Source organism: Bradyrhizobium genomosp. I (2014), from assembly GCF_000261685.1.
Classification (GTDB): Bacteria; Pseudomonadota; Alphaproteobacteria; order Rhizobiales; family Xanthobacteraceae; genus Bradyrhizobium.
Window position 1 is genome coordinate 1 of record NZ_AJQE01000060.1, and the last position, 21,937, is coordinate 21,937.

Sequence of the window (21,937 nt, forward strand, 5' to 3'; positions counted from 1 at the left end):
TGGAAGCCGAGCCGGTCGAAGCTGGTCGTCACGACGTCGGACGATGGCCTCGAAATCCGATGCGAGCCGGGTTCTCCCAATGCCTGGCGCAGGGAGCCCTATGCGGCGGACATCCGCGCTTGGGCGGCGGAAGGCAAGCGCGACGACATGACGGTCCTCGTGATCATCGGCCAGCGCGTGATCCTCGTTGCACCCGATCGCGAGTTCGACCTCGGCGTCGTGGGACCGGACGAGCGGATCGTGCGGGAGCTTGAAGGCACGAAGGTGGTGGGTGCCACGGTCGTGAAAGACACCGATTGACTGGCCGGAAATTCGACCCCAAATCGTGCCTGGCGGAAGACACGACTGGAGGACCCATGGCCGACGGAATATCGCTCGCCGACAAGCTCGCGACCTTTGGGGATTTCTGGTCACCGCGCACGATCGCGACCTTCAACGATTGCGACGTGATGGTGGTGAAGGTGAAGGGCGAGTTCACCTGGCACAAGCACGACGACACCGACGATTTCTTTCTCGTCCTGAAAGGCAAGCTCGATATCGAGTTGCGGGATCGTACAGTGACGCTCGGCCCGGGCGAGCTCTATGTCGTTCCCAAAGGCGTCGAGCATCGTCCGGTGGCGCGCGAGGAGGTTCACCTGATGCTGATCGAACCGACGGGAACGCCGAACACGGGCGACAAGGCGACCGCAGCAGCGCGCAAGCTGGCATAGCGAGCAATCTGCCTGGCGTAGCCTTCCGCGCGGTCAGATTTCCGCATAGATCTCCAGCAAATTGCCGTCGGGATCGCGGAAGAACAGCGTGCGGTGACCGAAGGGCTGGTTCGTCGGCGCCGACAGCAGCGCCACGCCCTGCCGCACGAGCTCGTCGGCGCACGTGTCGACCTCGGCGGCCGAGACCTTGAAGGCGAGTTGCAGCGAGGCGCTGCCCGCCGGAATTGGCGCATCAGCGGCGGTACGGCTCGGCCGTGCCAATGCCAGCGTGTTGCTGCCGATACCGTACTCGATCCAATTCGGCGAAAGCTCTCGCAGCACGGACAAGGCGAGCACGTGCTCGTAGAAGCGGCGCATCGCGGCCATGTCGCGCACGAAAATGACGGTGTAGTCGATCGCGCGGATGGCGTTGAAGGGGGAACGGGGCTGGTTCGACTTCGGTGCCATCGGCGATTTCCCCCTACCCCACGACACGGTTGGCGACGAAGACACCGTTCGGCTGGTGAAAGACGATCCGATCAATTTCGTTGTCTTCCCCTCGAAACTCGACGGCAAAACCGTCAAGTTCGACGATGCGAAAGCGGCGGTCCTGCTGCGGCTCGAGACGATAGGCCGGTTGAAAATCGGTCTTGAGAATCAAACGGCCGTCCGCATCGAGGGTCACGTGGTGGTTCACACCACCGCTCGCGAAATGCCCGGCGCAGCGCTCACGAAACGCAGGATTCATACAATCGCCGGCGGCGCGACGCTCGAATACGATGTCCTTCACCATCGGCTCCAGCGGCGCCGACAGGTGCACAATATTGCCGTCCCGGTCGGTCTGGAAGGTGATCGGGAGATTGTCCGGATGGAGCTTGTCGATGATCTCCGGCGTCACGAATGTCTCGAAATGCCGGTGCGACAGCGGCGCGCTCATGCCGCGCCACGACCAGTGCAACGCGCCGTTCTGCTCGCGGATCGATATCACGCCGTAGGCGGGATGAGCGTAGTCGCCGGCATAGGCTGACAGCGCATGCGCGGGCTGCGTATGCTTGTGACGTGCCTTCTCCCTCGCCTCCTTGTCGACCGGAATATGCGCGACGAAGTCGTCACGAACCTTGTGGAAGCGCGCGAACCAGTCAACGGGCTCACGTCCGCGCAACCGGTCGACAATGTACCATGTCAAGATCTGCGGCACTGCGCTCGGACTACGATTGGTGAGCACGGCAACCCCGATGCCGGCGTCACGCACCAGCGTCATCAATGACCCCCAGCCGTTCCAGCCGCCGCCATGCCACAGCAGGCGATCGCCATGATAAGTGTTGGACTGAAAGCCCAGTGCATAGTGACCGTGACCGAACTCGGAGAATTCCGACTTCCCGACGTGCGCCAACGGCGTATGCAATTGCTCCACCAGCGGTGCCGGCAACAGCCGTTCGCCATCAAACTCCCCCAGGCCAAGATGCAGGCGCATCCAGTTCGCCAGATCCGTCGCCGACGTATTGATCGCGCCTGCGGCGGTGACCCGGATCGGCAACCGTAGTCCCGGCAGCCGAGTGTCGACGTGAATCATGTACGGCCGTGCCGCCTCGGCCGCAGCTTCGAGTTCGTCCAGCGAGAAGCCAACCGCCATGCCGAGCCGATCCGTGAGGCGCTCCCGCACAAAAGCCTCAAAACTCCGCCCGCTCAACCGCTCGATCAGGAGACCGGCAGCGTTGTAGCAGAGATTGTTGTATTGCCAGGCGGCTCGGACGTCGCGGCTCAATTCGAGGTGCCGCATCAGCGGCAGCATCTCGGCTGGCGCAAGATCGCCAGGCAAGTGAATCCAGTCGTGCCGCGGCAGTCCCGACTGATGGCTGAGCAGGTCACGAATAGTGACGCGCTCGGTGGCGACCGCATCGGAAAGACGAAACTCCGGCAAGTAGTCGCGGACCGGTTTGCTCCAGTCGAGCATGCCCTCGTTGTGCAGCAACGCGACTGCGGTGGCGGTGAACGACTTGGTGATCGAACAGATCACGAAATGCGTGTGCGGCGTAACCGGCAGATCGGCCTCGACATCGCGCTGGCCATAGGCGCGCGTGAGCACGACCTCGCCGCCCTGCACGATGGCGAGCGCGACGCCCGGCACCTTCCAGACCGCCATCGCTTCCGCGGCGAGCCGATCGACATCGGGAATGAGGGACGCGAGCGCAGAATTTGGGATGTCGGCAGATGTGTTCATTGGCACACGGGAATACTTGCGAGATGCGCAGTATAGATGTGTCAACTCCAGATGGAAACAAGCCGCGAATGTTTTCGCGGAAGCCGGATCGCGAAGGCGGGAGGCCTATCGCAGCATGCCGCCACCATAGCGCAACTCGTACAGCAAAGTGCCGTCCCGCCCCGCGATCGTCTCAACCCCGTCAAATCGTTCAAGCGCGCCTTCGATGTCGTTGCGATAGACCATGCCATCCTGCTCGAACAGGCGTGGCCCCCGATAGGGCTGCTCGATGCTTACGCCCAGCAGCGCCTGGCGCAGGAATTTGTAGATCGCAAGGACACTGTCCCGATCCCTGATCTCTTCACGGACGCCGCCGCTGTAGCTCATCGACCAGACCACGCGGTCGTCCCGCGAGACGGTCTCCTGCCCGACGAAATACCCCATCCCGAAATAGATATCGCGATAGGCATAGGGCGGTGCGCGGTGCTCGAGCTGCTTCGAGCCTGACAGCAGCGGCGTCGCCACGGTCGCATCGTCGTCGAGGCCGGCATAGGTGCGCCGCTTGGCCTCGACCAGGAACGCCGCGAGATCGGGTGGAATGGACGGCATTGTTTATTCCACCAGCTCCGGCCACGGCACGATGGTCGACTTCACCGTCTTCATTGCCATCGCGTCCTTCACCGCCTGCGCGACGCCCGCTTCCGTGAACGGATAGATCGTCTGCATCTTCAGCCATGGATATTTGTCACGCGTGCGATAGAGCATGTCGACGCCGAGCGGCAGGTCGTTGCCGGTGAAGCCCCAGGATCCCAGCACGTTGAGGTCCTTGGTGCAGATGCGGTGCCATGACGTGTCGATCGAGCCGGCGTCGGTGAACTGGCCCATCTCGACATAGGTGCCGCCGTCGCGCAGCATCTCGATGCCTTCAGGGCCGGCGGTCGGATGGCCCGAGCAGTCCATCACGAGATCGGCGCCGAAGCCGCCGACGATTTTCCGCACGCGATCGATACGCTGCTGCGGCGACTTCAGCTCCTCGATGTTGATCGTCGCCTCCGCGCCGAACTCGCGCGCGAGCTTGAGCCGCGGCTCCTCCGGCGCGCCGACGCAGATGACGCGCCCTGCCCCCATCTCCCTGGCGGCAGCGACCGCCAGAATGCCGATCGGGCCCGAGCCCTGGATCACCACGGTGTCGCCCCAGCTGAAGCCGCCGGCGCGGGTCGCGCGATTGAAGGCGCGAATGCAGGAGGTCAGCGGCTCCGACAGCGCGCCGAGCCGCAATGACATGTCGTCGGGCAGCTTGTAGATCTTGGTGCCCGGCAGCATGTCGAAATCGACATAGACATATTCGGCCCAGCCGCCCCACAAATGCGGCGCCTTGTCGAAGCCGAGATAGCGGCCGTAATAGACAGGCGTCAGGCACTTGTTGGCCGTTTGCGGATAATGGATGCAGTAATAGCAGCGGCCGCACGGCATCAGCGGCGGAATCATCACCTTCGAGCCGACGGAAAGCGGCTTGCTCATGAAATCCACGGTGAACTCGTCGCCGCATTCGACGATGACGCCACCGAGCTCGTGGCCCAGCGTGAACGGCCAGGGCAGCGGCTTCGGCCAATGTCCCTTGAGGATATGCAGGTCGGTGCCGCAGACGCCGCAGGCGCCGACCTTGATCAGCGCGGCCTTGCGGCCGACCTTCGGCCACGGCACGGTTTTGATGACGGGCTCCGAGCCCGGCCCTGAGTGGGTGCAGACGCGGATTTGGTCCATGGTGCGTTCCTCGCTGCCCGTCTGTTGTGATTTGTGTTGCGGGCGTATCGCGAAGCGTATCATAGCTCAGCCAGCGAAGGCGGAATTGGCCTATGTGACCGGCGCACCCGCATTGCGCTGCAAGAGTCCGCATTTCGGCAAGATATTTGCAACGACGCAGCCAGCGTCGCACCAATTCCATTTCGGGGAGCCCATGACTGACAACATACGCGCGCTCTTCGATCGCTGGGAGCGGGTTTGGCATGAGGGACGATTTGACCTCATCCCGAACTGCGTGGGGTCGCAATACATCCGTCATGACGAAAGAGGCGACCGGACCGTCACGCGAGACGAATATGCTGCGGAATTGCAGATTGTGCACCGAGACCGGCCGGGAATCCGCGTCGTGGTGTATGATCATTCCTTCTCGACTGACCGCGCGTGGTTCCGATTTGCATTCGTCTGGCCCGATCCCACGACAGGCGAGCAGCGCAACCGCGCCGGCATGCAAAGCTACCGTATTGAGGGCGGCAAGCTGGCCGAAACCTGGATCACGATGCTTGGTCTCGGGACCACATGGACCGACGAACCCCAGGAAAGCTGGACCCGCCGCAAGGAATGAGGAGCGCCAAGTTCGATCTGCGCCGCATCATCCAATGCCCGCATCGTGCGACCATCCGCACTGACGGCGATGACCCGGCTTGCCGGCCTCGCCTCCTTCATGACCGGCAATGCCCATCATGCCCAGATGACCGCGATCTCTGCTGCGGTATCGCCGGCGCTGCTGGGCCTGTTGCATCGGCGGGGGACGAGGACGGCTTGATCGGTGACGCCGGGTCTCGGGATGTGGCCTTTCGCGCATTGTTTCCGTTCGGAAACACCGCATCCCATCCTAACGCGGCATTAACCCTATGCACCTTAGGGTCGTCCCGGACTCCGCCCGGGCGGGGGGTCGGGTGTTGAAAATGGCGTTGGCGAACAAAAAATTTCTTCCGGCCGCCGAGGAGCGCAGGCGCTTCCAGCGGGTGAAGGTGCATCTGCTCGGCCGCTACATGCTGCCGGACCGCCGGGAATTCCCTTGCCAGGTGATCAACATGTCGCCGGGCGGCCTCGCCTTGCTCGCCCCCGGCATCGGCAATGTCGGCGACCGCGTGGTCGCCTATCTCGATCATATCGGCCGCGTCGAGGGCAAGATCACCCGTATCATCGACAATGGCTTCGCCATGACGATCGGTGCGACGCCCAGGAAGCGCGACAAGCTCGCGGCCCAGCTGACCTGGCTCGCCAATCGCGACATCCTCAATCTGCCGGAGGACCGCCGCCACGACCGTATCGTGCCGCGCAACCCCATCGCCGTGCTGACGCTCGAGGACGGCACCAAGATGACCTGCCGCATCATCGACCTCTCGCTGTCGGGCGCCGCGATCGCCGCGGAGAACCGGCCGCCGCTGAGATCGATCGTTCTGCTCGGCCGGGTCCAGGGCCGCGTGGTCCGAAACCTCGAGGACGGCTTCGCTCTGGAGTTCATGCACGAGCAGCCGCCCGAGACACTCGAAGAGAGCGTTACCGCGCGGTAAAGCGCGAGAACGCGAAAGCCTCGATATTTCCAGCCTCGAAGGCGGCCTCCGCGATGCGGACGCCGCCTTTTTCGTGTCCCGCGGCGAGCCGCGTTGCGGTTAACGCCGGGGTTGCAGATGCACGCAAACAACGCTTCTGCCGGCGTTTCCGCGTTAATCGATAAAATTTGAATCAATTGCAGTCATATCGAATTTTATTCGAATTCGATTCAAGTATAGATCGAATTCGCCGTGCCTTTTACTTGCATTCGTCTCGACTTGACTTGGCTGACTTAGCGGCAACTCAAAAGCTCCATGCGAAATGTGGTCCCAACAAGAAACGGGGGCCGCAATGTTTGACTTCAGGGGACAGGGGAAGAGGCTGGCGCTGGTCGCCATGCTCTTCGGGATCAGCGCTGCAGCGCAGGCCGGCGAAAGCCGCCTGCTCTACGCGAGCCTCGGCGACACCACGCGTGCGCCGATCGGCTGGGTCGAGTTCTGCGCCGACAATGCTGCCCAGTGCCAGGGCGCACCGATGCAGCCGCGCGACATCGTGATGTCGCAGGCCGCATGGCGCGACCTCGTCAAGGTCAATCGCTGGGTCAACGAGACCGTCAAGCCTTTGACCGACCAGGAGCACTGGGGCGTGATCGAGAAATGGTCGCTGCCATCGGACGGCTACGGCGACTGTGAAGACTACGTGCTGTTGAAGCGCAAGATGCTGATCGACGCCGGATGGCCGCGCCAGGCCCTGCTGATCACCGTCGTGCGCGACAAGAAGGGCGAAGGCCACGCGGTGCTGACGGTGAAGACCGACAAGGGCGAATTCGTTCTCGACAATCAGAACGAGAACGTCGTTGCCTGGACGGAGACCGGCTACCGCTTCGTCAAGCGCCAGTCGCAGAGCGATCCCAACATCTGGGTCTCGCTGGGCGATACCAAGCCGGCGGTCTCCACCGCCAGCGCGAAGGATCAGTAGCAACGAGACAACGAGTTACGCGGCCCGGTCACATCCCCACCCCTCCCCGTCCCAGACCGGTTCGCGCGCGCCCAGCCATCCCCCAATGGCTGGGCGCAACTTTTTCAGGGACGACCGCTCCGCGCAGTGCCATCAGGAGCGAACGGCGCCCCCGACACGGGCAATTCCCGCGCTGATCCAAAGCGCGATGCGAATGCAAATGCACGTTCCGGTCCGTTCGGTAGGAACCTTTGCCGTGCTCGCGCTTGAACCGGCATGAAAACCCCATCACCCGGAATGCGCAGGGCGCTTCGCCAGGCTCAATTGTACGGGCACCTGCTCGTCCGCAATGACAGGCTGTATTACCCGGGAGGCAGTCATCCGATCTGCTCGATACAGCTTGCACGAGAGATGGTCAGGTCAGGATGGATGACCAAGCAGGACGGCGAATACGAGATCACGCCGGACGGACAACTTGCCGCTGAAAGCGAACTTAACCACTGATGCGGTCCCGCAGGTCCGGCCGCGACTTCTCTCGGCGCTGCTCAGACGCCGGGCACATCAGCACCCCTCCCCGTCCCAGACCGGTTCGCGCCCGGCCGGGCTTCCCCCCAAAGCCTGGCCGCAACTTTTTTGGGATGCGCGATCAGCCCTGCGGGGTCTGGTGCGCCCAGGGCACGCGCGCGGCGGCGAAATCCCGCCACGTGCCTTGCAAGACAGGCCGGATGCCGACCGAAGCGCGCGCCTGCCAGCCGACGATTGCGGCTGCGGCAATGACGCTACCGGGCTCGGCATCGAGCCCATCGAGCAATGAGGCCGTGACCGCCATGTCGTTGAAGGCGCCGAGTTCCTCCTGCAAGCCGGCGAGCCTGCGGGCGAATTTTCGCACGGACTTGCGATCGGCAAACAGCGGCAGCAGAAACTCGCCGAGATAGCGCAGGCGCTTGGTCGCGAGCCGCACCCGGTGCACCTCGTCGACCGTGAGCGATTTGAAGCGGCGGCCGCGCTTGAGCACCTTGGCGTGCTGCTCCGACAGCACGCGCCGCGCGAAGTTGACGGCGGGCTCGGCGAGCCGGCCGAGATCTTCGGGCGCGACGTCGTTGCGCCAGCCGCGCGTCTCGATCCAGCCTCCGAGACTGATCAGGAACACGGCGCAGCGGCGATCATCGAGCGCTTGGTGGGCCGTGCGATAGGCTTCCGACTGACGCTGCGCCGCGATCCGCTCCAGCGCATCGAATCCGGCGACCGAAGGACAGGCCCTTGTGATCGTCGGCAAGGTGTCGCGCCGGAACACATCCCAGTCGCGCGCGGCGGAGAGGCCCTGCGCCAGCCATTTGGCTTCCGACCGCAGCGCGTCGAGATTGCTGAGCGCGCCGACCGATCGCATCAGGTCGAGCGCCGAGCGAATCCTGCGCAGCGCCACACGAAGCTGATGCACGCCTTCCGGATTGCGGCCGTCCTCGGCCGCCGGCAGCGATTGCAGCAGATGCAGGAAGCACGAGCGCAGGATCGTCGCAAAGGCTTCGTCGAGCGTCACTGACGGATCGAGCCGAAGCTTGCGGGGCCGGCGCGCCGATGGCGGCTTGTCCGCGGCGAGGTCGAAGCCGCGCGCCGACTTGGTGCGGATGGACGGCTTCACCGCCCCCTGCTCCGCAAGGCGCAGCGCAATCTCGTAGATCGCGCTCGCACTCCCGCTCTTCAGTTCGAGTTCGATCTCGCTCACCGGCACCGACCGATCACCGGCCGTCAGCACGCCCTGGTCGAAGGCTATCTCGACCGTCCCGGCCGGCAGATCAATCATCCGCACGAGACGATGGACGTCGGCGGTGAAGACGGCTTCGAGCGGCTGCGTTTCGAGATGGCCGCGAAGCTTCTCCGGAATGAAGGGCATCGCCAGAGCGCGATCGGGCGCAAGCGAGGCCACGCTCGCCTCCCACTCGCCACGGCGCAGCGGATCGTCCGCAGCATCGGTCTTCACGGTCTGCACGAAACGCGCGCCGCTCCGGCGAACGCGCAGGCTGAGGCCGTTGCGCCGAAGCGTCCGTTCGGGCGTGTCGTAGTAGACGGACTTGAGATGTTTTCGCGAGCCCTTGTTGCGCGCATTGGCCGTGATCACCGGCGCGGCGCTGAAATGCGCCATGCGGTCGGCATCGACGAGAAGCTTGAGCTCGATTTCGCCGGCGGGAGGCGCAGCGGCGTTCCGCTGGCCTGGTTCCTGCACGGCCGCGGTGTCTTGTGACGGCGTCGTCTGATCAACGACATCATGCTCGAAGAGCGTTGGTTCCAGGGCGAGCTCGCGCTGCCTGAGGAAGCCGGCGACGACTTGCTTCCTCTTGTTGTCATTCGAGACAGGAGTCCCGTCCGGCGCGCTCGCGATCTTGCGCGTTGGTACGGCGTCTGATTTCAGCATTTCCGGTGACATGACAGTTCAATGACAGAACGCCAGCATATAGCCGGTTCAACCCGCGAGGAACAGTCACGTTACGTCGGAGCGCATCCTGGTCCACATGCACGTATCGAGATGAGCGCGTCAGCGAACTTTACTTATGTACCAGCCGAGAAATTCCTTGCGATTCTGGAGATACTTGGAAGCCACGTTGCCGATACCGCCCCGAGATTGTGACAAATCGCGCGCCGCCGCCGCCCGCGACGTCGGGAATCGAGCCGAGGCCGCGGCGCAGGAAGCCTGTCGAGGAGCCGCGGGAAGGGGTTCGATGTCGCAGGCTTCGGCTGCCCAAGCGCGCCTCAGCGCGCGAGGCTGTTCTTGTAAATCTTGCCGCCCTTCATGATCACAACAAAGTTCTTCGAGGGATCTTCGACGAGGGCGATGTTGTCGAGCGGATTGCCGTCGACCAGCAAGAGATCGGCGAGTGCGCCCTCCTCAACCACCCCGAGCTTGCCTGGATAGGGATTGCGCAGGCCCGACAGGTTCAGAAGTTCGGCATTGGTCGACGTCGCCATGGTCAGTGCTTCGGCCGGCGTATACCAGCGTGTCAACGCGGCCAGCATCGAGCCCTGCCTGTCTGCCAATGCCTTCGAGAACAGGACGTCAGTGCCGAACGCGGTCTTGATCTTGTACTTCTTCGCCAGAGCGTAGACGCGGTCGGTGCCGGCAACCACCTGCCGCATCTTGTCCTGTTCCGACGGTCCCAGCGTCGCGGCGCCTGCCAGATCCAGAAATGGCTGCGTGCTGAGCCAGACGCCCTTGTCAGCGATCAGCTTCGCGCTTGCCTCGTCCATGAGATGACCGTGCTCGATGCATCGGACGCCAGCCGCAATCGAACGCTGAATCGCGACCGGTGTATAGGCATGCGTCGCGACATAGGTGCCCCAATTGTCGGCGGCCTCGACGGCCGCGCGCAGTTCGGGTTCGGTGAAAGTGGAGACATCGAGCGGGCTGAAGGGCGATGCGACGCCGCCTCCCGCGGTGAGCTTGACCTGCGAGGCGCCCTGCATGAGCTGCTCGCGTGCGCGCACGCGCACTTCGTCAGGACTGTCGGCGATCATGCTGCCGCCGATCCGCTCCACGCGGCTGAGCATGCCGCCGATGGTGCGCGGCAGCTCGGAGAGCTGCCGGAAGTCACCATGACCGCTGGTAATGGTGACGATCGCGCCGGATGGGTAGATGCGGGGGCCGGCGACGAGGTCCTCGTCGATCGCCTGCTTGAGCCCGAAAGTCGGCCCGCCCATGTCGCGCACGGTGGTGAAGCCGCGCATCAATGTCGCGGTCGCCTCGCTCGCGGCGAGAAGATTGTTGTAGCCGATATCGCCCGCGAGTGCGGCCATCGGCGTTGGGCGCACCAGCATCGCGTGCCAATGCGCATCGATCAGTCCCGGCATCAGCACGCGCCCGCCGCCATCGATCAATTGTCCGGCGGCGGCGATGTCCGCCGTCGCGATCTTCTCGATCTTCCCGTCCCTGACGAGGACATTGGACGCGGCCGAGAGCGCCCCGTTCTTTCCGTCGAAGATCTTGACGTTGCGGAACAGGACAGAGGAGCCCTGCTGGGCTGCCGCCGGCCATGCGCCGCAAACCAGCACTGCAAGCAGCACCGCGAACCCGGCCGGCGCCTTCAATCCCGACATCATCAACCTCCGCCCTGCTACGCCGCAGCAGCCGCGGGCCGCCACGCAAGGGTCAACCACCCGATGCCGTGCGACAGCAAATCGATGCCGAGGAGCAATCCCAGCACCCAGAGCCCGGTCATTGGAAAGCCGGTGAGGATGACGAGGCCCGCGAGCACACCGAACAGGCCGGAGGCCAGCATGATTGCGCCGCCCTGCTGCCAGCGGCCGACGCCGATCAGCATGCGGACCACGCCGGAGATGAGGAGTGCAAGCCCCAGCACATAGGTGAGTAGCAGCGCGCCGGTCAGTGGCTGGCTGACCAGGATAATGCCGAAGGCGATGTAGAGAATGCCGAGCACCACCTGCCAGACGAAGCCGCCCCAGCCCTTGGTCCAGAACGCGTGAAGAATCTCGAACGCGCCGGCGGCAATGGCCATCCAGCCGATGAAGAGCGCACTGACCACTGTGAAGAACGCGATGTCGCCGAGCACCATCAGCCCGGTGAACACCATGAAGAGACCCAGGAGAACGCAAACCCAGCGCCGTGGCTGCGGCAGGCCGGTTGCGCCCATCGACGTGCTATGGTCGTACGTCGTCATGTCGTCCTCCCTCGGTTAACGCCAACGCCAGCCGCAATGGCGGCGGGCGGCGGCGAGCGTCGCGCCCATCACGGCGAGGTCGCGGGCGCAGACATTGAGCGAACACTGTCGCGTGTAGAGGTCAGTGGCCTCCTTGGCGTCGCAATAGATGCAATCGTAGCTCTCCAGGAGAGGTGCGATGCTGCGATTGCGGAAATTGGTCTGCGACGCTGACGCATAGACCTCCTCATTGAGCGGCAGCTTGCGGCCGGCGAAGCGCGACAATCCGTCATGAATGAATTTCCATCGCGCCTCGGCGTTCGCGCCGGGCGCGAGGCTGGTTGTCGCAATGGCACCGGCGTTGACCATCGGATTGGTGCGAGTTGAACGGAAGCCCTGTCGCATTGGCCCCGAGCTTCGCGCGCGCCTGCTCAGGCCCGATGGTCTCGCAGACCAGCGCGAACAGGAACGGCTTTGACACGCTCATGATGGAGAATTCGTACTCGACCTCGCCGGCGCCATAGACCAGCCCGCTGGTGCCGACGATGCAGACGCCGAACGGCCCGCCAGGCACCCGCGCCAGCGCAGGATAGACCTGCGAGTTGATTTCATCGCGATTTGACTGAAGGCGTCGCTGCGCCTCGTTCACCAGCGACTGCACCGTTTCCGCATCAGGCAAATGGCCGGTGGAGGCATACGCCGGCTCCCGCTCCTCGACGACCGAACGCAACGCCATCGCACAACTCCACGGAACGGACTCAGCTTATGGCTTATGCCAATCTCACTCCAGCACTTGATCGAGCGACAACAGTTGATGTCTCTGATCGGGAGGAGTCAATTTACAACCAAAGGGCGATTTTGCAACTCAGCCATACGACTCCGACGCAGATGCAATGCAGCACAGTTTGTCGCGGCTGTTAGGCATTTCGGTAAGTCGACCTGCCTTACTTGCATTCAACTCAAATCAGACGAAGGCACCGATAGATTTCGGCTAACAATGCAAGATTGTAAATTTCACGTCCGGGAGTACGATCGTGCGCGACCCGTTCGACGGGGAGACGAGGGCGGCGAACGAAGGCGAGACATCAAGTGACGAGGCGGAACATGGTGGCACAAGCGAGTGACGGACACGTCCTGCTGATCAAGAAGCTCGGCGGGCTCATTGCAATCATCATCGGATGCCTGCTGACCGCGGTTGGCGTGACCTTCGAATACGGCGGCACGACTTTCGCCGGCGTGGTGCTCCTGATCGTGGGCGCAATTCTACTCGTGCTGAAGATCGTCAGGCGCAACGAAGGATCTTCGCTGCCGTAGCCAAACAACGCGGTTCGTCACGCACCCAGCACGTCCGCGAGCCGCAGCTCGTCGGCGGCGGGATCCTTCAAGAACAGCTCGGCCTCGATCTCGGTCAGATGCGACAGCATCTGCGCGCGCGCGGCCTCTCTGTCGCGCTTGCGGATCGCGGCAACGATGCCGGCATGATGATCGTTGCCACAGGCCGGCGTGTCGTGGCGACGATAAAGCAGGATGATCAGCGACGAGCGCGCGATCAGCTCCTTGAGGAATCCGAGATAGATGCTGTGGCCGCTCATCTCGGCGACGAGGCGATGAAAATCTCCGGAAAGACGGACCGAAGCGCGCGCATCGCCGCGCAGCTCGGCCTCGCGTTCCTCGGCAAGATGGTGCTGGAGGCGATTGATCCAGTCCGGCGACACCGCATCGATGGCGTGATCGACGATGCTGGGCTCGATCAGGCGGCGCGCCTCGAACACTTCGCGGGCGTCGGCCGGCGTCGGGCGCGCGACAAAGGCGCCGCGGTTCTTCTCGATGTTGACGATGCCCTCATGCGCAAGCTGCTGCAGCGCGGTGCGCACCAGCGTGCGGCTCGCGCCATAGATATCGCCGATCTCGTCCTCGCCGAGCTTCGTGCCCGGCAGCAGGCGATGTTCGAGGATCGCGGCGGTCACGCCCTCTCGGATACGGCCGACGCGATCGCTCGCATCTGGCGCATCGGATTTCCGGCGGGTCTTGGCGGCCATGGGCGTGAAGGCTCAATCGACAGACGTTCGGCCTAGAATGTTAGTCGACGTACTGTATCCAATCACAGGCGAAACTTTATACAATCGTCGCCCGCTTTGTGTGCAGGTGACTGCGCTGGCGGCGGTCAGCAAAACCGGGCGGGAATTGACCTAACGATCTGACTCCGCTGCACAGTTTTCGAGATTCGGTAGGGCGCGGACTGTTGGCACGGACCTTGCGGAGAGAGGCGGGACGCATCGCCCCTCCTCGGACACGCCATGGCCACTCCCGCCGCTCTCGAACTGGTTGCCGTCACCAAGCGCTACGACACCACGCTGGCGGTCGACAACGTCAATTTGAAGATTCCGGCAGGCACCTATTGCTGCCTGCTCGGCCCCTCCGGCTGCGGCAAGACCTCGACCCTGCGCATGATCGCGGGCCATGAGGCGGTCAGCGAGGGCGACATCATCCTGGGCGCGCAGAATGTCACCGACCTCGAGCCGGCCAAGCGCGGCACCGCGATGATGTTCCAGTCCTACGCGCTGTTTCCGCATCTCTCCGTGCTGGACAACGTCGCGTTTGCGCTGAAGATGCGCGGCGTCGACAGGCCGACGCGCCACAAGCGCGCCGGCGAGCTGCTCGAGCTGGTCGCGATGAGCCAATATGCGGGCCGTCTCCCGGCTCAGCTCTCCGGCGGCCAGCAGCAGCGCGTCGCGCTCGCCCGCGCGCTGATCACCGAGCCGCAGATCCTCCTGCTCGACGAGCCGCTCTCAGCGCTCGATCCGTTCCTGCGCGTCAAGATGCGCGGCGAGCTGAAGCGGCTGCAGCGCGAGCTCGGGATCAGCTTCATCCAGGTCACCCACGGCCAGGAAGAGGCGATGGCGCTCGCCGACCACATCGTGGTGATGAACCAGGGCCGGATCGAGCAGCAAGGCGCGGCCCGTGACATCTTCCACCACCCCCGCACCGAATTCGTTGCGCGCTTCATCGGCGGCCACAACGTTCTCAGCGACGCCGGCAGCCTCATCGCCGTCCGCGCCGATCAGCTCGGCATCGTGCCGTTCGCCGACGGCGCCTTCGGCGCGCCGGCGCTGCTGACCCAGACCGAGTACCAGGGCTCCTACATCGCCGTCTCGCTCACGCTCGACGACGGCACCGCCCTGTTTTCCCACGTTCCCGAAGCCACCTTCGACGTCCACCCGCTCCGTCCGGGCGACCGCGTGCTGGCGACCTGGGATCCCGCCAAGGCGCAACGCCTGCAATAGCGCCCTTCGCGACAGAAAACGCGCAACACAGAGGAGTGAGCGAAATGACCGAGACGACCAGGAAGACCGGCGTCAGCCGCCGCACGCTACTGAAGGGCACCGCGAGTCTCGCCGGCCTCGCCGCCGGCTCCGGCGCCATCACCGGCTTTCCTTACGTGAAGTCAGCCGATGCCAAGGTGCTGCGCTATCTCGGCACCGCCGTGAACGAGGGCGACGACATCTCCAAGCAGTGCTTCAAGGACACCGGCATCAAGATCGAATACATCACCGCGACCACCGACGACGTCACCAAGCGCGTGATGACCCAGCCGAACTCCTTCGACGTGCTGGACACCGAATATTTCTCACTGAGGAAGCTCGTGCCGTCGGGCAACATCCTTGCGCTCGATGCCAGGAAGATCAAGGAGTTCGGCAACATCACGCCTGTTTTCACGAAGGGCGAGACCCCCGGCGGCAAGAAGATCGGCGGCCAGGGCACCGCGCCCTGGAAGGTGCTCTATCTCGAAGGCAAGGACTCCAAGAAATTCGCGACCTCGGCGACGGAATTCGTGACGCTGATCCCGACCGTCTACAATGCCGACACGCTCGGTATCCGCCCCGACCTGATCAAGCGTCCGATCAGCTCGTGGTCCGAGCTGCTCAACCCCGAATTCAAGGGCAAGGCTTCGATCCTCAACATCCCGTCGATCGGCATCATGGATGCCGCGATGGTCGTGGAAGCCACCGGCAAGCACAAATACGCCGACAAGGGCAACATGACCAAGGAAGAGATCGATCTCACCATGAAGGTGATGACCGAAGCCAAGAAGGCCGGCCAGTTCCGCGCGTTCTGGAAGGATTTCAACGAGAGCGTCAACCTGATGGCCTCGGGCGAGACCGTCATCCAGTCGATGTGGTCGCCGGCGGTGACGAAGGTGCGCTCGATGGGGATCCCCTGCACCTTCCAGCCGCTCAAGGAAGGCTATCGCTCCTGGGCCTCCGGCTTCTGCGTCTCCAAGGGCGTCTCGGGCGCCAAGCTCGAATGGGCCTACGAGTTCGTCAACTGGTTCCTGTCCGGCTATGCCGGGGCCTATCTCAACCGCCAGGGCTACTACTCCGCCGTGCTCTCCACCGCGAAGGCGCACATGGAGCCCTACGAGTGGGCCTATTGGATGGAAGGCAAGCCGGCCGAGAAGGACATCAAGGCGCCCGACGGCTCGCTGCTGGAGAAGGCCGGCGCCGTGCGCGATGGCGGCTCCTACGAGGACCGCATGGGCGCCGTCGCCTGCTGGAACGCCGTGATGGACGAGAACGACTACATGGTCCGCAAGTGGAACGAGTTCATCGCCGCGTGATGGACACCTCGGAGGATATCCTGCAACAGGCCTCCCCGGACCTGATCCGGGGATCAGACACCGCGCGCGCCGCAAAGGCGGCGCGGCTGTCGCCGTCTTTCATCTCCTGGCTCCAGGCCGGGCCGATGATGCTGGTGTTTCTCGTCTTCTTTCTCATTCCGCTGGTATTCGTCGTCATCGTCTCCTTCTGGGACTACAACGAATACCAGTTGCTGCCGGCCTTCTCGGGCCGAGGCTACACCGACACGTTCGAAGGCTGCATCGCGCAGCTCCCCGATCTCTGCACGATCGGCAGGACATATTTGAAGACGCTGAAGCTGTGCTTCCTGGTCTGGGCGATCACGCTCTTCATCGGCTTCTGGGTCGCCTACTTCCTAGCCTTCCATGTGAAATCCAAGACCTGGCAGATGGGATTGTCGCTGCTCTGCACGATCCCGTTCTGGACCTCCAACGTGATCCGCATGATCGCCTGGATCCCGCTGCTCGGGCGCAACGGGCTCGTGAACTCCGGCCTGATGAAGACGGGGCTGATCAACCACCCCGTGGAATGGCTGCTGTTCTCCGAATTCTCCGTGGTGCTGGCGCTGGTGCACCTCTTCACCTTCTTCATGGTGGTGCCGATCTTCAACTCGATGGTACGCATCGACAAATCCCTGATCGAGGCGGCCTATGATGCCGGCGCCACCGGCTTCCAGACGCTCGTCAACGTCATCATCCCGCTGGCGAAGCCCGGCATCGTGATCGGCTCGATCTTCGTCATCACCATCGTGATGGGCGACTTCATCACCATCGGCGTGATGGGCGGCCAGCAGATCGCCGCCGCCGGCAAGATCATCGAGACGCGGGTCAACGCGCTGCAGTTTCCGGCCGCGGCCGCGAATGCCGTGATCCTGCTCGCGATCACCTTCCTGATCATCACCATGATGTCGCGCATCGTCGACATCAAGAAGGAGCTCTAGAGCATGAAGGAGGGACGCCCGCGCTCTTTCTACGTGCTTGCGATCTTCTTCGCGGCCTATGTGCTGTTCCTCTACGGGCCGATGATCGCGATCTACGTGCTGTCGTTCCAGGGGCCGCAGGGCGGCCTCACCTTTCCGATGAACGGCGTCTCGACCTTCTGGATCGCAAAACTGTTCCAGGGCACCGGCATCGTCGATCTCGGAGCGGCCTTCCGCCGCTCGCTGCTGCTTGGCATCATCGTGATGATCGTCACCGTCGTGCTGTCGGTCGCTGCCGGCATGGCCTTCCGCAGGAAGTTCAAGGCACAGAGCATATTGTTCTATTCAGCGATCGCGAGCCTGATCGTTCCTTCGATCATCACCTCGCTCGGCATTTCGCTGGAATTCCGCATCATCGACGATCTCGTCAAGGCGCACTGGAACGAGAATTTCGAGACCTCGATGGGCCTGCTCACCTCCGGGCTCGGCGCGCATTTGACCTGGACGCTGCCGTTCGGGCTTCTCATCATGTTCGCGATCTTCAACCGCTTCGACCCGCGCCTCGAGGAAGCCGCGCGCGATCTCGGCGCGACGCCATGGCAGACCTTCCGTCACGTCGTGCTGCCGATCATCCTGCCCTCCGTGATCGGCATCGGCCTGTTCGGCTTCACGCTGTCCTGGGACGAGCTCGCGCGCTCCAGCCAGGCCATCGGCGCCGTGAATACATTGCCGCTCGATCTCCAGGGCCTCACCACCACCGTGACCAACCCCGACATCTATGCGCTCGGCACCGTGATCTCGGCGGTCTCGTTCACGGTGATCGCGCTTGCGCTCGGCACAATCCACGTGCTCAACAAGCGGCAGGCGGCCAAGGGCTCGGACGCCGGCAAGGGACTTGTCTAAAAAGGGACTTGTCTGAGAAGGGGCTTGTCTGATCCGATGCGGCTTCACGTCGTCAACCCCAACACAACGGCGTCGATGACGGCGAAGATCGCCGCTGCGGCGCGCAGCGTTGCCCTGCCCGACACCGTGATCGACGCGCGCCAGCCCGCGATGGGCCCGGTCTCCATCGAAGGCTTTTACGACGAGGCTTTCGCGGTGCCCGGCATGCTCGGCTGCATCCGCGAGGCCGACCGCGACGGCGTGGATGCGCACATCATCGCCTGCTTCGACGACACCGGCTTAGATGCCGCGCGCGCCGCCGCAAAGGCGCCGGTGATCGGCATCGGCGAAGCCGGCTTCCACATGGCGAGCCTGATCGCAGCGCGCTTCGCCGTGGTGACGACCCTCGGTGTCTCCATCGTGCCGATCGAACACAATCTGAAGAAGTACGGCCTTGCCGAACGCTGCGCCCGGGTCCGCGCCGCCGAGGTGCCGGTGCTCGCGCTCGAGCAACGCCACACTGATGCGCTCGGCAAGATCTCGGCGGAGATCACCGCCGCGATCCGTGACGACCGCGCGGAGGCCATCGTGCTCGGCTGCGCCGGCATGGCCGATCTCGCCACTGAACTCGCCGCCGCGCACGGCCTGCCCGTGGTCGACGGCGTCGCCGCGGCGGTGACGCTGGCGGAATCACTGGCGCGGCTGGGATTGAAGACGTCGCGGCTTGGCCCCTACGCGGAACCGCGATCGAAGGGCTATTCCGGGCCGTTTTCGCAATTTCAGCCTTGATCCTGCCTCTCACGGGGCCCTCGGATCCAGCAAGGCACGCTGTTTGCTGGTTTTTTTGCCCTTAGCCTCTTTTTGGTCCCATTCCTTGCTGAAACCTAGCGCTTTCGGGACGCCCCGGTGACCCCCTGGGTTGCCGGTCTTCGCCACGCACCAAGTTTGCTTTTGGGTTTTGTCAGCGATGATCGATCTCGCCCAGGACACACCGTCCAACCCCCTCCTTCGCCTTGGCGCGCAGCCGATCGCGCTGACCGCCGCGGCGCTCCTGCTTCTGATCGCAGGAGTAACCTCGATCGCGATCTGGCGTGCCTATACCGGCGCCGCCCCCGAGACCGACCGGGTGGTGGCATCGCGGCAGCTCCAGGCCCGCGCGGCCCAGGCGTCCGAGCAGCTCGTCGAGAAGACCAAGGGGCTGGAGGCGACACAGCAGGAATCGATCGACCAGCTCCAGGTGGTGCAGGACCAGCTCCAGACCATGAAGCGGCTCATGGCGGCGCAACAGGCCGACACCAAGCGCCTGTCCGAGCAGGTCGCGAGCCTGAACGAGTCCATCGACGGCCTGCGGCAGTCCTTTGCCAGTGCACGGGCGACCGAGGCCGACGCGCCGTCGGTTACCCGCAGGAAACCGGCGCGGCACCGCGTCCATGCCAGCGGCGCGCGCAAGCGCACGCGCGGCTAGCCGTTTTCGGCGCGGCGGGAACTTTATTTTGGCCACTTGTGAACTGGATCACATTCGCCCGTAAGATTCCGCGCGATGCTTGCCATTACCGGATGGCGTGAGCCGATTTCAATATCCGGGGCTGGCAAGGTCGTTGACGGTATACTGCGTCAACGACCTTGTTTTTTAACGGGGCATTCGCTCACTCGCAGACGTCGACCCGACGGTACCGCCATCCCGACGGCGTCTTGATGCGCTTTCGCACGACGTAGCAGCCGCCGTAACCGTCATCGTAGCCGGTACCATAATAATAGGGATCACCGTAGTAGGGATAACCGTAGCCGTAGTAGCCGCCATAGTAGCCGGCACCGACGCCGACGAGACCCGCCCCGATTGCGACGCCCGGCCAGAAGCCGCCGCCGTGCCAATGGTGGTGCCCCCAGCCGCCCCCACCATGGAAGCCTCCGCCATGGAATCCTCCGCCATGTCCGAAACCGCCGCGCGCCTCGGCCGCGTGCGGCGCCGACAGCCCGACCGCCGCCACAGCCACCGCCGTCATGATCATCTTGCGTAACATCACTCGATCCTCCGCGTGGACACGCTCCACGCTTCAAAGCAGGACCAAGCTAACGTCAGTTGGGAACTCGTGACAGCCACGCTGTCTCACTTCAGCGCGAGCGTCAGCAGCCGCGGCAGATGCTCTTGATTTTGCTGTCGAGGTGCCGGTTCTCGGCTTTGACGGCGGCATCAGCCGCCTCGCCTCCGCCGATGCCGGTGGTGACTCCGGAGCCCGGGCCGGAGGATTGAGCCGTACCCAGGCTGTTGGTCCCGCGCGGCGGAACGGGCGAGTTGCCAACACTTCCGGTCAAGCCCACCGAGCCTCCGCTCGCTCCTGCAGAGCCGCCGCTCGTTTGCGCGAACGATATGGCCGGCATCGCCGCAAGCGTGAGGACCATGATTGCGGTCTTGATTGACCCGGTTGCGGACGATCTGTCCATCGGAAATCCTCCTTTGTCGGTCAACGGCCGCCATGAAGAGCTGTTCCGGAACAAATGCCGTCACATCAGCTTGAAAGCGAGGGAGGCAAAATCACGATGACCGATCCTGACCCCTTTGCAGAAGGCGAACGCGCCGCGCGCGAGAACATCCCGGCGGAGGCCAATCCCTACCTCGACGGCAGCGACCAGCACGCGTTATGGGCCGCCGGCCACGAGAAGGTGGCAGGCGCGACTGAAGCTCGCCAATCCGAACGTGGCTGAGCTCAACCGATCCGCTTCAGGCCCTTCCTGAAGCGCGGACCGTTGGCGACATAGAACCTGGCCGCACTCCCCATCTTCTGGACCTGCGTGTCGTCGAGCGTGCGCATCACGCGCGCCGGCGAGCCGATGATCAGGGAACGTTCGGGAAATTCCTTGCCCTCGGTGATGACGGAGCCGGCACCGACGATGCTGTTGCGGCCGATCCTGGCGCCGTTCATCACGATCGAGCCCATGCCGACAAGTGCGCCCTCCTCGATGGTGCAGCCGTGCAGGATGACGTTGTGGCCGACCGTGCAGTTCCTGCCGATGTGAAGCGGAAAGCCGAGATCGGTGTGGCAGGTCGAACCGTCCTGCACGTTGGCGCCCTCGCCGATCTCGATCCACTCGTTGTCACCGCGCAGCACGGCGCCGAACCAGACGCTCGCACCCGGCTTCAGGCGCACGCGGCCGATCACGGTTGCGGTCTCCGCGATGAAATAATTGCCGTCGGCGGGAAGGTCGGGCGCCTGCCCGTCGAGCTCGTAGATCGCCATCAAGGTCTCCTGTCACGTCGACCTCAGCCATAGCGAAACGGCGGCGAAGAGGCAAAGGGCCGCGCGCGCCGAGCGATCGGACGAGCGTCAGCCCAGAACGCCGGCGGCACGCAGCGTCATCAGGAAGAAGGTGCCGCTCATCATGCTCCAGAAGCCGGCGATGAGGGTCGCCATCATCACGAACTCGGCGCGGCGGCTTTCCACCCGCATGCCGCGCAGCGTGTTGCGCATGATGATGAAGGGCGCGGCGAACACCAGGAACGGAACCGCCGCGAAGGTTTTCGGCGCCACGCCGTCCTGCAACAGGCCGAAGCCGGCGGGCCGATGGGCGAGCGCCTGGTATCCGTTCACGAGGGCGCCCGCGAGCGCGAAACCGATGCAGATCGAGAAGAAGGTGTTGAGAGCTTCAGGTGTCATCGGAACAGTCCGCATTTACGCAACGCCGGAGCCTACCTGTGACAAAGAGTGCCG

The 21,937-nt window shown here is 63.9% G+C and carries 25 protein-coding genes and 2 pseudogenes; 14 read left to right on the forward strand and 13 right to left on the reverse strand.

What is annotated here, in order from left to right:
* Window positions 1–300 (forward strand): annotated as a pseudogene (locus IC50_RS06295) (hypothetical protein); the annotation flags it as partial.
* 56 nt (window positions 301–356) lie between these two features.
* Entirely contained in the window at window positions 357–710 is a 354-nt protein-coding gene (locus IC50_RS06300; protein WP_035701887.1) for a cupin domain-containing protein, read from the forward strand.
* A 33-nt stretch (window positions 711–743) separates the two neighbouring features.
* On the opposite strand, the gene IC50_RS06305 is transcribed toward IC50_RS06300, so the two are convergent.
* From IC50_RS06305 to IC50_RS06320, 4 genes are all read right to left on the reverse strand, one after another.
* Window positions 744–1,157 carry a VOC family protein gene (locus IC50_RS06305; protein ID WP_035701889.1) on the reverse strand — a complete coding sequence of 138 codons (414 nt, stop codon included), beginning with the start codon at window positions 1,155–1,157 and terminating at the stop codon, window positions 744–746.
* Window positions 1,158–1,170: 13 nt separating this feature from the next.
* Window positions 1,171–2,910 carry a serine hydrolase gene (locus tag IC50_RS06310; protein WP_050990921.1) on the reverse strand — a complete coding sequence of 580 codons (1,740 nt, stop codon included), beginning with the start codon at window positions 2,908–2,910 and terminating at the stop codon, window positions 1,171–1,173.
* A gap of 105 nt (window positions 2,911–3,015) precedes the next feature.
* Window positions 3,016–3,498: a DUF5680 domain-containing protein gene (locus IC50_RS06315; RefSeq protein WP_035701892.1), complete on the reverse strand. Its 483-nt coding sequence runs from the start codon at window positions 3,496–3,498 to the stop codon at window positions 3,016–3,018.
* Between the two features lie 3 nt (window positions 3,499–3,501).
* Window positions 3,502–4,653: a zinc-binding dehydrogenase gene (locus tag IC50_RS06320; RefSeq protein WP_035701895.1), complete on the reverse strand. Its 1,152-nt coding sequence runs from the start codon at window positions 4,651–4,653 to the stop codon at window positions 3,502–3,504.
* Between the two features lie 94 nt (window positions 4,654–4,747).
* Here IC50_RS06320 and IC50_RS06325 point away from each other — a divergent pair, with 94 nt between their 5' ends.
* From IC50_RS06325 to IC50_RS06335, 4 genes are all read left to right on the forward strand, one after another.
* The gene (locus tag IC50_RS06325) at window positions 4,748–5,254 is read left to right on the forward strand and encodes a nuclear transport factor 2 family protein (RefSeq protein ID WP_244429551.1); all 507 of its coding nucleotides are present in this window, start codon (window positions 4,748–4,750) and stop codon (window positions 5,252–5,254) included.
* Between the two features lie 45 nt (window positions 5,255–5,299).
* On the forward strand, window positions 5,300–5,455 hold the full coding sequence (locus IC50_RS41150) for a hypothetical protein (RefSeq protein ID WP_157460901.1): 156 nt from the start codon (window positions 5,300–5,302) through the stop codon (window positions 5,453–5,455).
* Between the two features lie 142 nt (window positions 5,456–5,597).
* Complete coding sequence (locus IC50_RS06330; protein WP_035701898.1) at window positions 5,598–6,209, forward strand: PilZ domain-containing protein; 612 nt, start codon at window positions 5,598–5,600, stop codon at window positions 6,207–6,209.
* A 331-nt stretch (window positions 6,210–6,540) separates the two neighbouring features.
* Window positions 6,541–7,167 (forward strand): transglutaminase-like cysteine peptidase, encoded by a 627-nt coding sequence (locus IC50_RS06335; protein ID WP_035701900.1) that lies wholly within the window; start codon window positions 6,541–6,543, stop codon window positions 7,165–7,167.
* Between the two features lie 625 nt (window positions 7,168–7,792).
* On the opposite strand, the gene IC50_RS06345 is transcribed toward IC50_RS06335, so the two are convergent.
* The 4 genes and pseudogenes from IC50_RS06345 to IC50_RS06360 form a co-directional block, all read right to left on the reverse strand.
* Window positions 7,793–9,556 (reverse strand): CYTH and CHAD domain-containing protein, encoded by a 1,764-nt coding sequence (locus IC50_RS06345; RefSeq protein ID WP_035701903.1) that lies wholly within the window; start codon window positions 9,554–9,556, stop codon window positions 7,793–7,795.
* A 335-nt stretch (window positions 9,557–9,891) separates the two neighbouring features.
* The gene (locus IC50_RS06350; protein ID WP_035701984.1) at window positions 9,892–11,232 is read right to left on the reverse strand and encodes a metal-dependent hydrolase family protein; all 1,341 of its coding nucleotides are present in this window, start codon (window positions 11,230–11,232) and stop codon (window positions 9,892–9,894) included.
* Window positions 11,233–11,249: 17 nt separating this feature from the next.
* Complete coding sequence (locus IC50_RS06355; RefSeq protein ID WP_035701905.1) at window positions 11,250–11,813, reverse strand: HdeD family acid-resistance protein; 564 nt, start codon at window positions 11,811–11,813, stop codon at window positions 11,250–11,252.
* A 15-nt stretch (window positions 11,814–11,828) separates the two neighbouring features.
* A pseudogene (locus IC50_RS06360) lies at window positions 11,829–12,528 on the reverse strand (glutaminase).
* A gap of 368 nt (window positions 12,529–12,896) precedes the next feature.
* On the opposite strand from IC50_RS06360, the gene IC50_RS06365 reads away from it, so the two are divergent.
* Window positions 12,897–13,106, forward strand: a complete 210-nt coding sequence (locus IC50_RS06365) for a hypothetical protein (RefSeq protein ID WP_035701908.1) — start codon at window positions 12,897–12,899, stop codon at window positions 13,104–13,106.
* A 17-nt stretch (window positions 13,107–13,123) separates the two neighbouring features.
* On the opposite strand, the gene IC50_RS06370 is transcribed toward IC50_RS06365, so the two are convergent.
* Window positions 13,124–13,831 carry a GntR family transcriptional regulator gene (locus tag IC50_RS06370; protein ID WP_035701910.1) on the reverse strand — a complete coding sequence of 236 codons (708 nt, stop codon included), beginning with the start codon at window positions 13,829–13,831 and terminating at the stop codon, window positions 13,124–13,126.
* A 258-nt stretch (window positions 13,832–14,089) separates the two neighbouring features.
* On the opposite strand from IC50_RS06370, the gene IC50_RS06375 reads away from it, so the two are divergent.
* The 6 genes from IC50_RS06375 to IC50_RS06400 all read left to right on the forward strand — a co-directional run bounded on the left by IC50_RS06375 (window position 14,090) and on the right by IC50_RS06400 (window position 19,695).
* Window positions 14,090–15,076 (forward strand): ABC transporter ATP-binding protein, encoded by a 987-nt coding sequence (locus IC50_RS06375; protein ID WP_035701912.1) that lies wholly within the window; start codon window positions 14,090–14,092, stop codon window positions 15,074–15,076.
* Window positions 15,077–15,120: 44 nt separating this feature from the next.
* Window positions 15,121–16,410: an ABC transporter substrate-binding protein gene (locus IC50_RS06380; RefSeq protein WP_035701914.1), complete on the forward strand. Its 1,290-nt coding sequence runs from the start codon at window positions 15,121–15,123 to the stop codon at window positions 16,408–16,410.
* Entirely contained in the window at window positions 16,410–17,369 is a 960-nt protein-coding gene (locus IC50_RS06385) for an ABC transporter permease (RefSeq protein ID WP_035701917.1), read from the forward strand. The genes IC50_RS06380 and IC50_RS06385 overlap by 1 nt, the downstream gene beginning before the upstream one ends.
* A gap of 3 nt (window positions 17,370–17,372) precedes the next feature.
* Window positions 17,373–18,251: an ABC transporter permease gene (locus tag IC50_RS06390; protein WP_035701920.1), complete on the forward strand. Its 879-nt coding sequence runs from the start codon at window positions 17,373–17,375 to the stop codon at window positions 18,249–18,251.
* A 36-nt stretch (window positions 18,252–18,287) separates the two neighbouring features.
* On the forward strand, window positions 18,288–19,019 hold the full coding sequence (locus IC50_RS06395) for an aspartate/glutamate racemase family protein (RefSeq protein WP_035701923.1): 732 nt from the start codon (window positions 18,288–18,290) through the stop codon (window positions 19,017–19,019).
* Between the two features lie 178 nt (window positions 19,020–19,197).
* A complete protein-coding gene (locus tag IC50_RS06400) occupies window positions 19,198–19,695 on the forward strand; it encodes a hypothetical protein (protein ID WP_035701925.1) in 498 nt (165 codons plus the stop codon).
* A gap of 181 nt (window positions 19,696–19,876) precedes the next feature.
* On the opposite strand, the gene IC50_RS06405 is transcribed toward IC50_RS06400, so the two are convergent.
* The gene (locus tag IC50_RS06405) at window positions 19,877–20,251 is read right to left on the reverse strand and encodes a hypothetical protein (RefSeq protein ID WP_035701928.1); all 375 of its coding nucleotides are present in this window, start codon (window positions 20,249–20,251) and stop codon (window positions 19,877–19,879) included.
* Between the two features lie 103 nt (window positions 20,252–20,354).
* A complete protein-coding gene (locus tag IC50_RS06410; protein WP_035701931.1) occupies window positions 20,355–20,672 on the reverse strand; it encodes a hypothetical protein in 318 nt (105 codons plus the stop codon).
* Between the two features lie 96 nt (window positions 20,673–20,768).
* Here IC50_RS06410 and IC50_RS42385 point away from each other — a divergent pair, with 96 nt between their 5' ends.
* The gene (locus tag IC50_RS42385; protein ID WP_193374098.1) at window positions 20,769–20,933 is read left to right on the forward strand and encodes a hypothetical protein; all 165 of its coding nucleotides are present in this window, start codon (window positions 20,769–20,771) and stop codon (window positions 20,931–20,933) included.
* 2 nt (window positions 20,934–20,935) lie between these two features.
* Here IC50_RS42385 and IC50_RS06420 read toward each other — a convergent pair whose 3' ends face one another.
* Together IC50_RS06420 and IC50_RS06425 are read right to left on the reverse strand one after the other, a co-directional pair.
* A complete protein-coding gene (locus IC50_RS06420; RefSeq protein ID WP_035701936.1) occupies window positions 20,936–21,466 on the reverse strand; it encodes a gamma carbonic anhydrase family protein in 531 nt (176 codons plus the stop codon).
* Between the two features lie 87 nt (window positions 21,467–21,553).
* Complete coding sequence (locus IC50_RS06425) at window positions 21,554–21,883, reverse strand: DUF6949 family protein (protein ID WP_035701938.1); 330 nt, start codon at window positions 21,881–21,883, stop codon at window positions 21,554–21,556.
* Window positions 21,884–21,937: the final 54 nt, after the last annotated feature.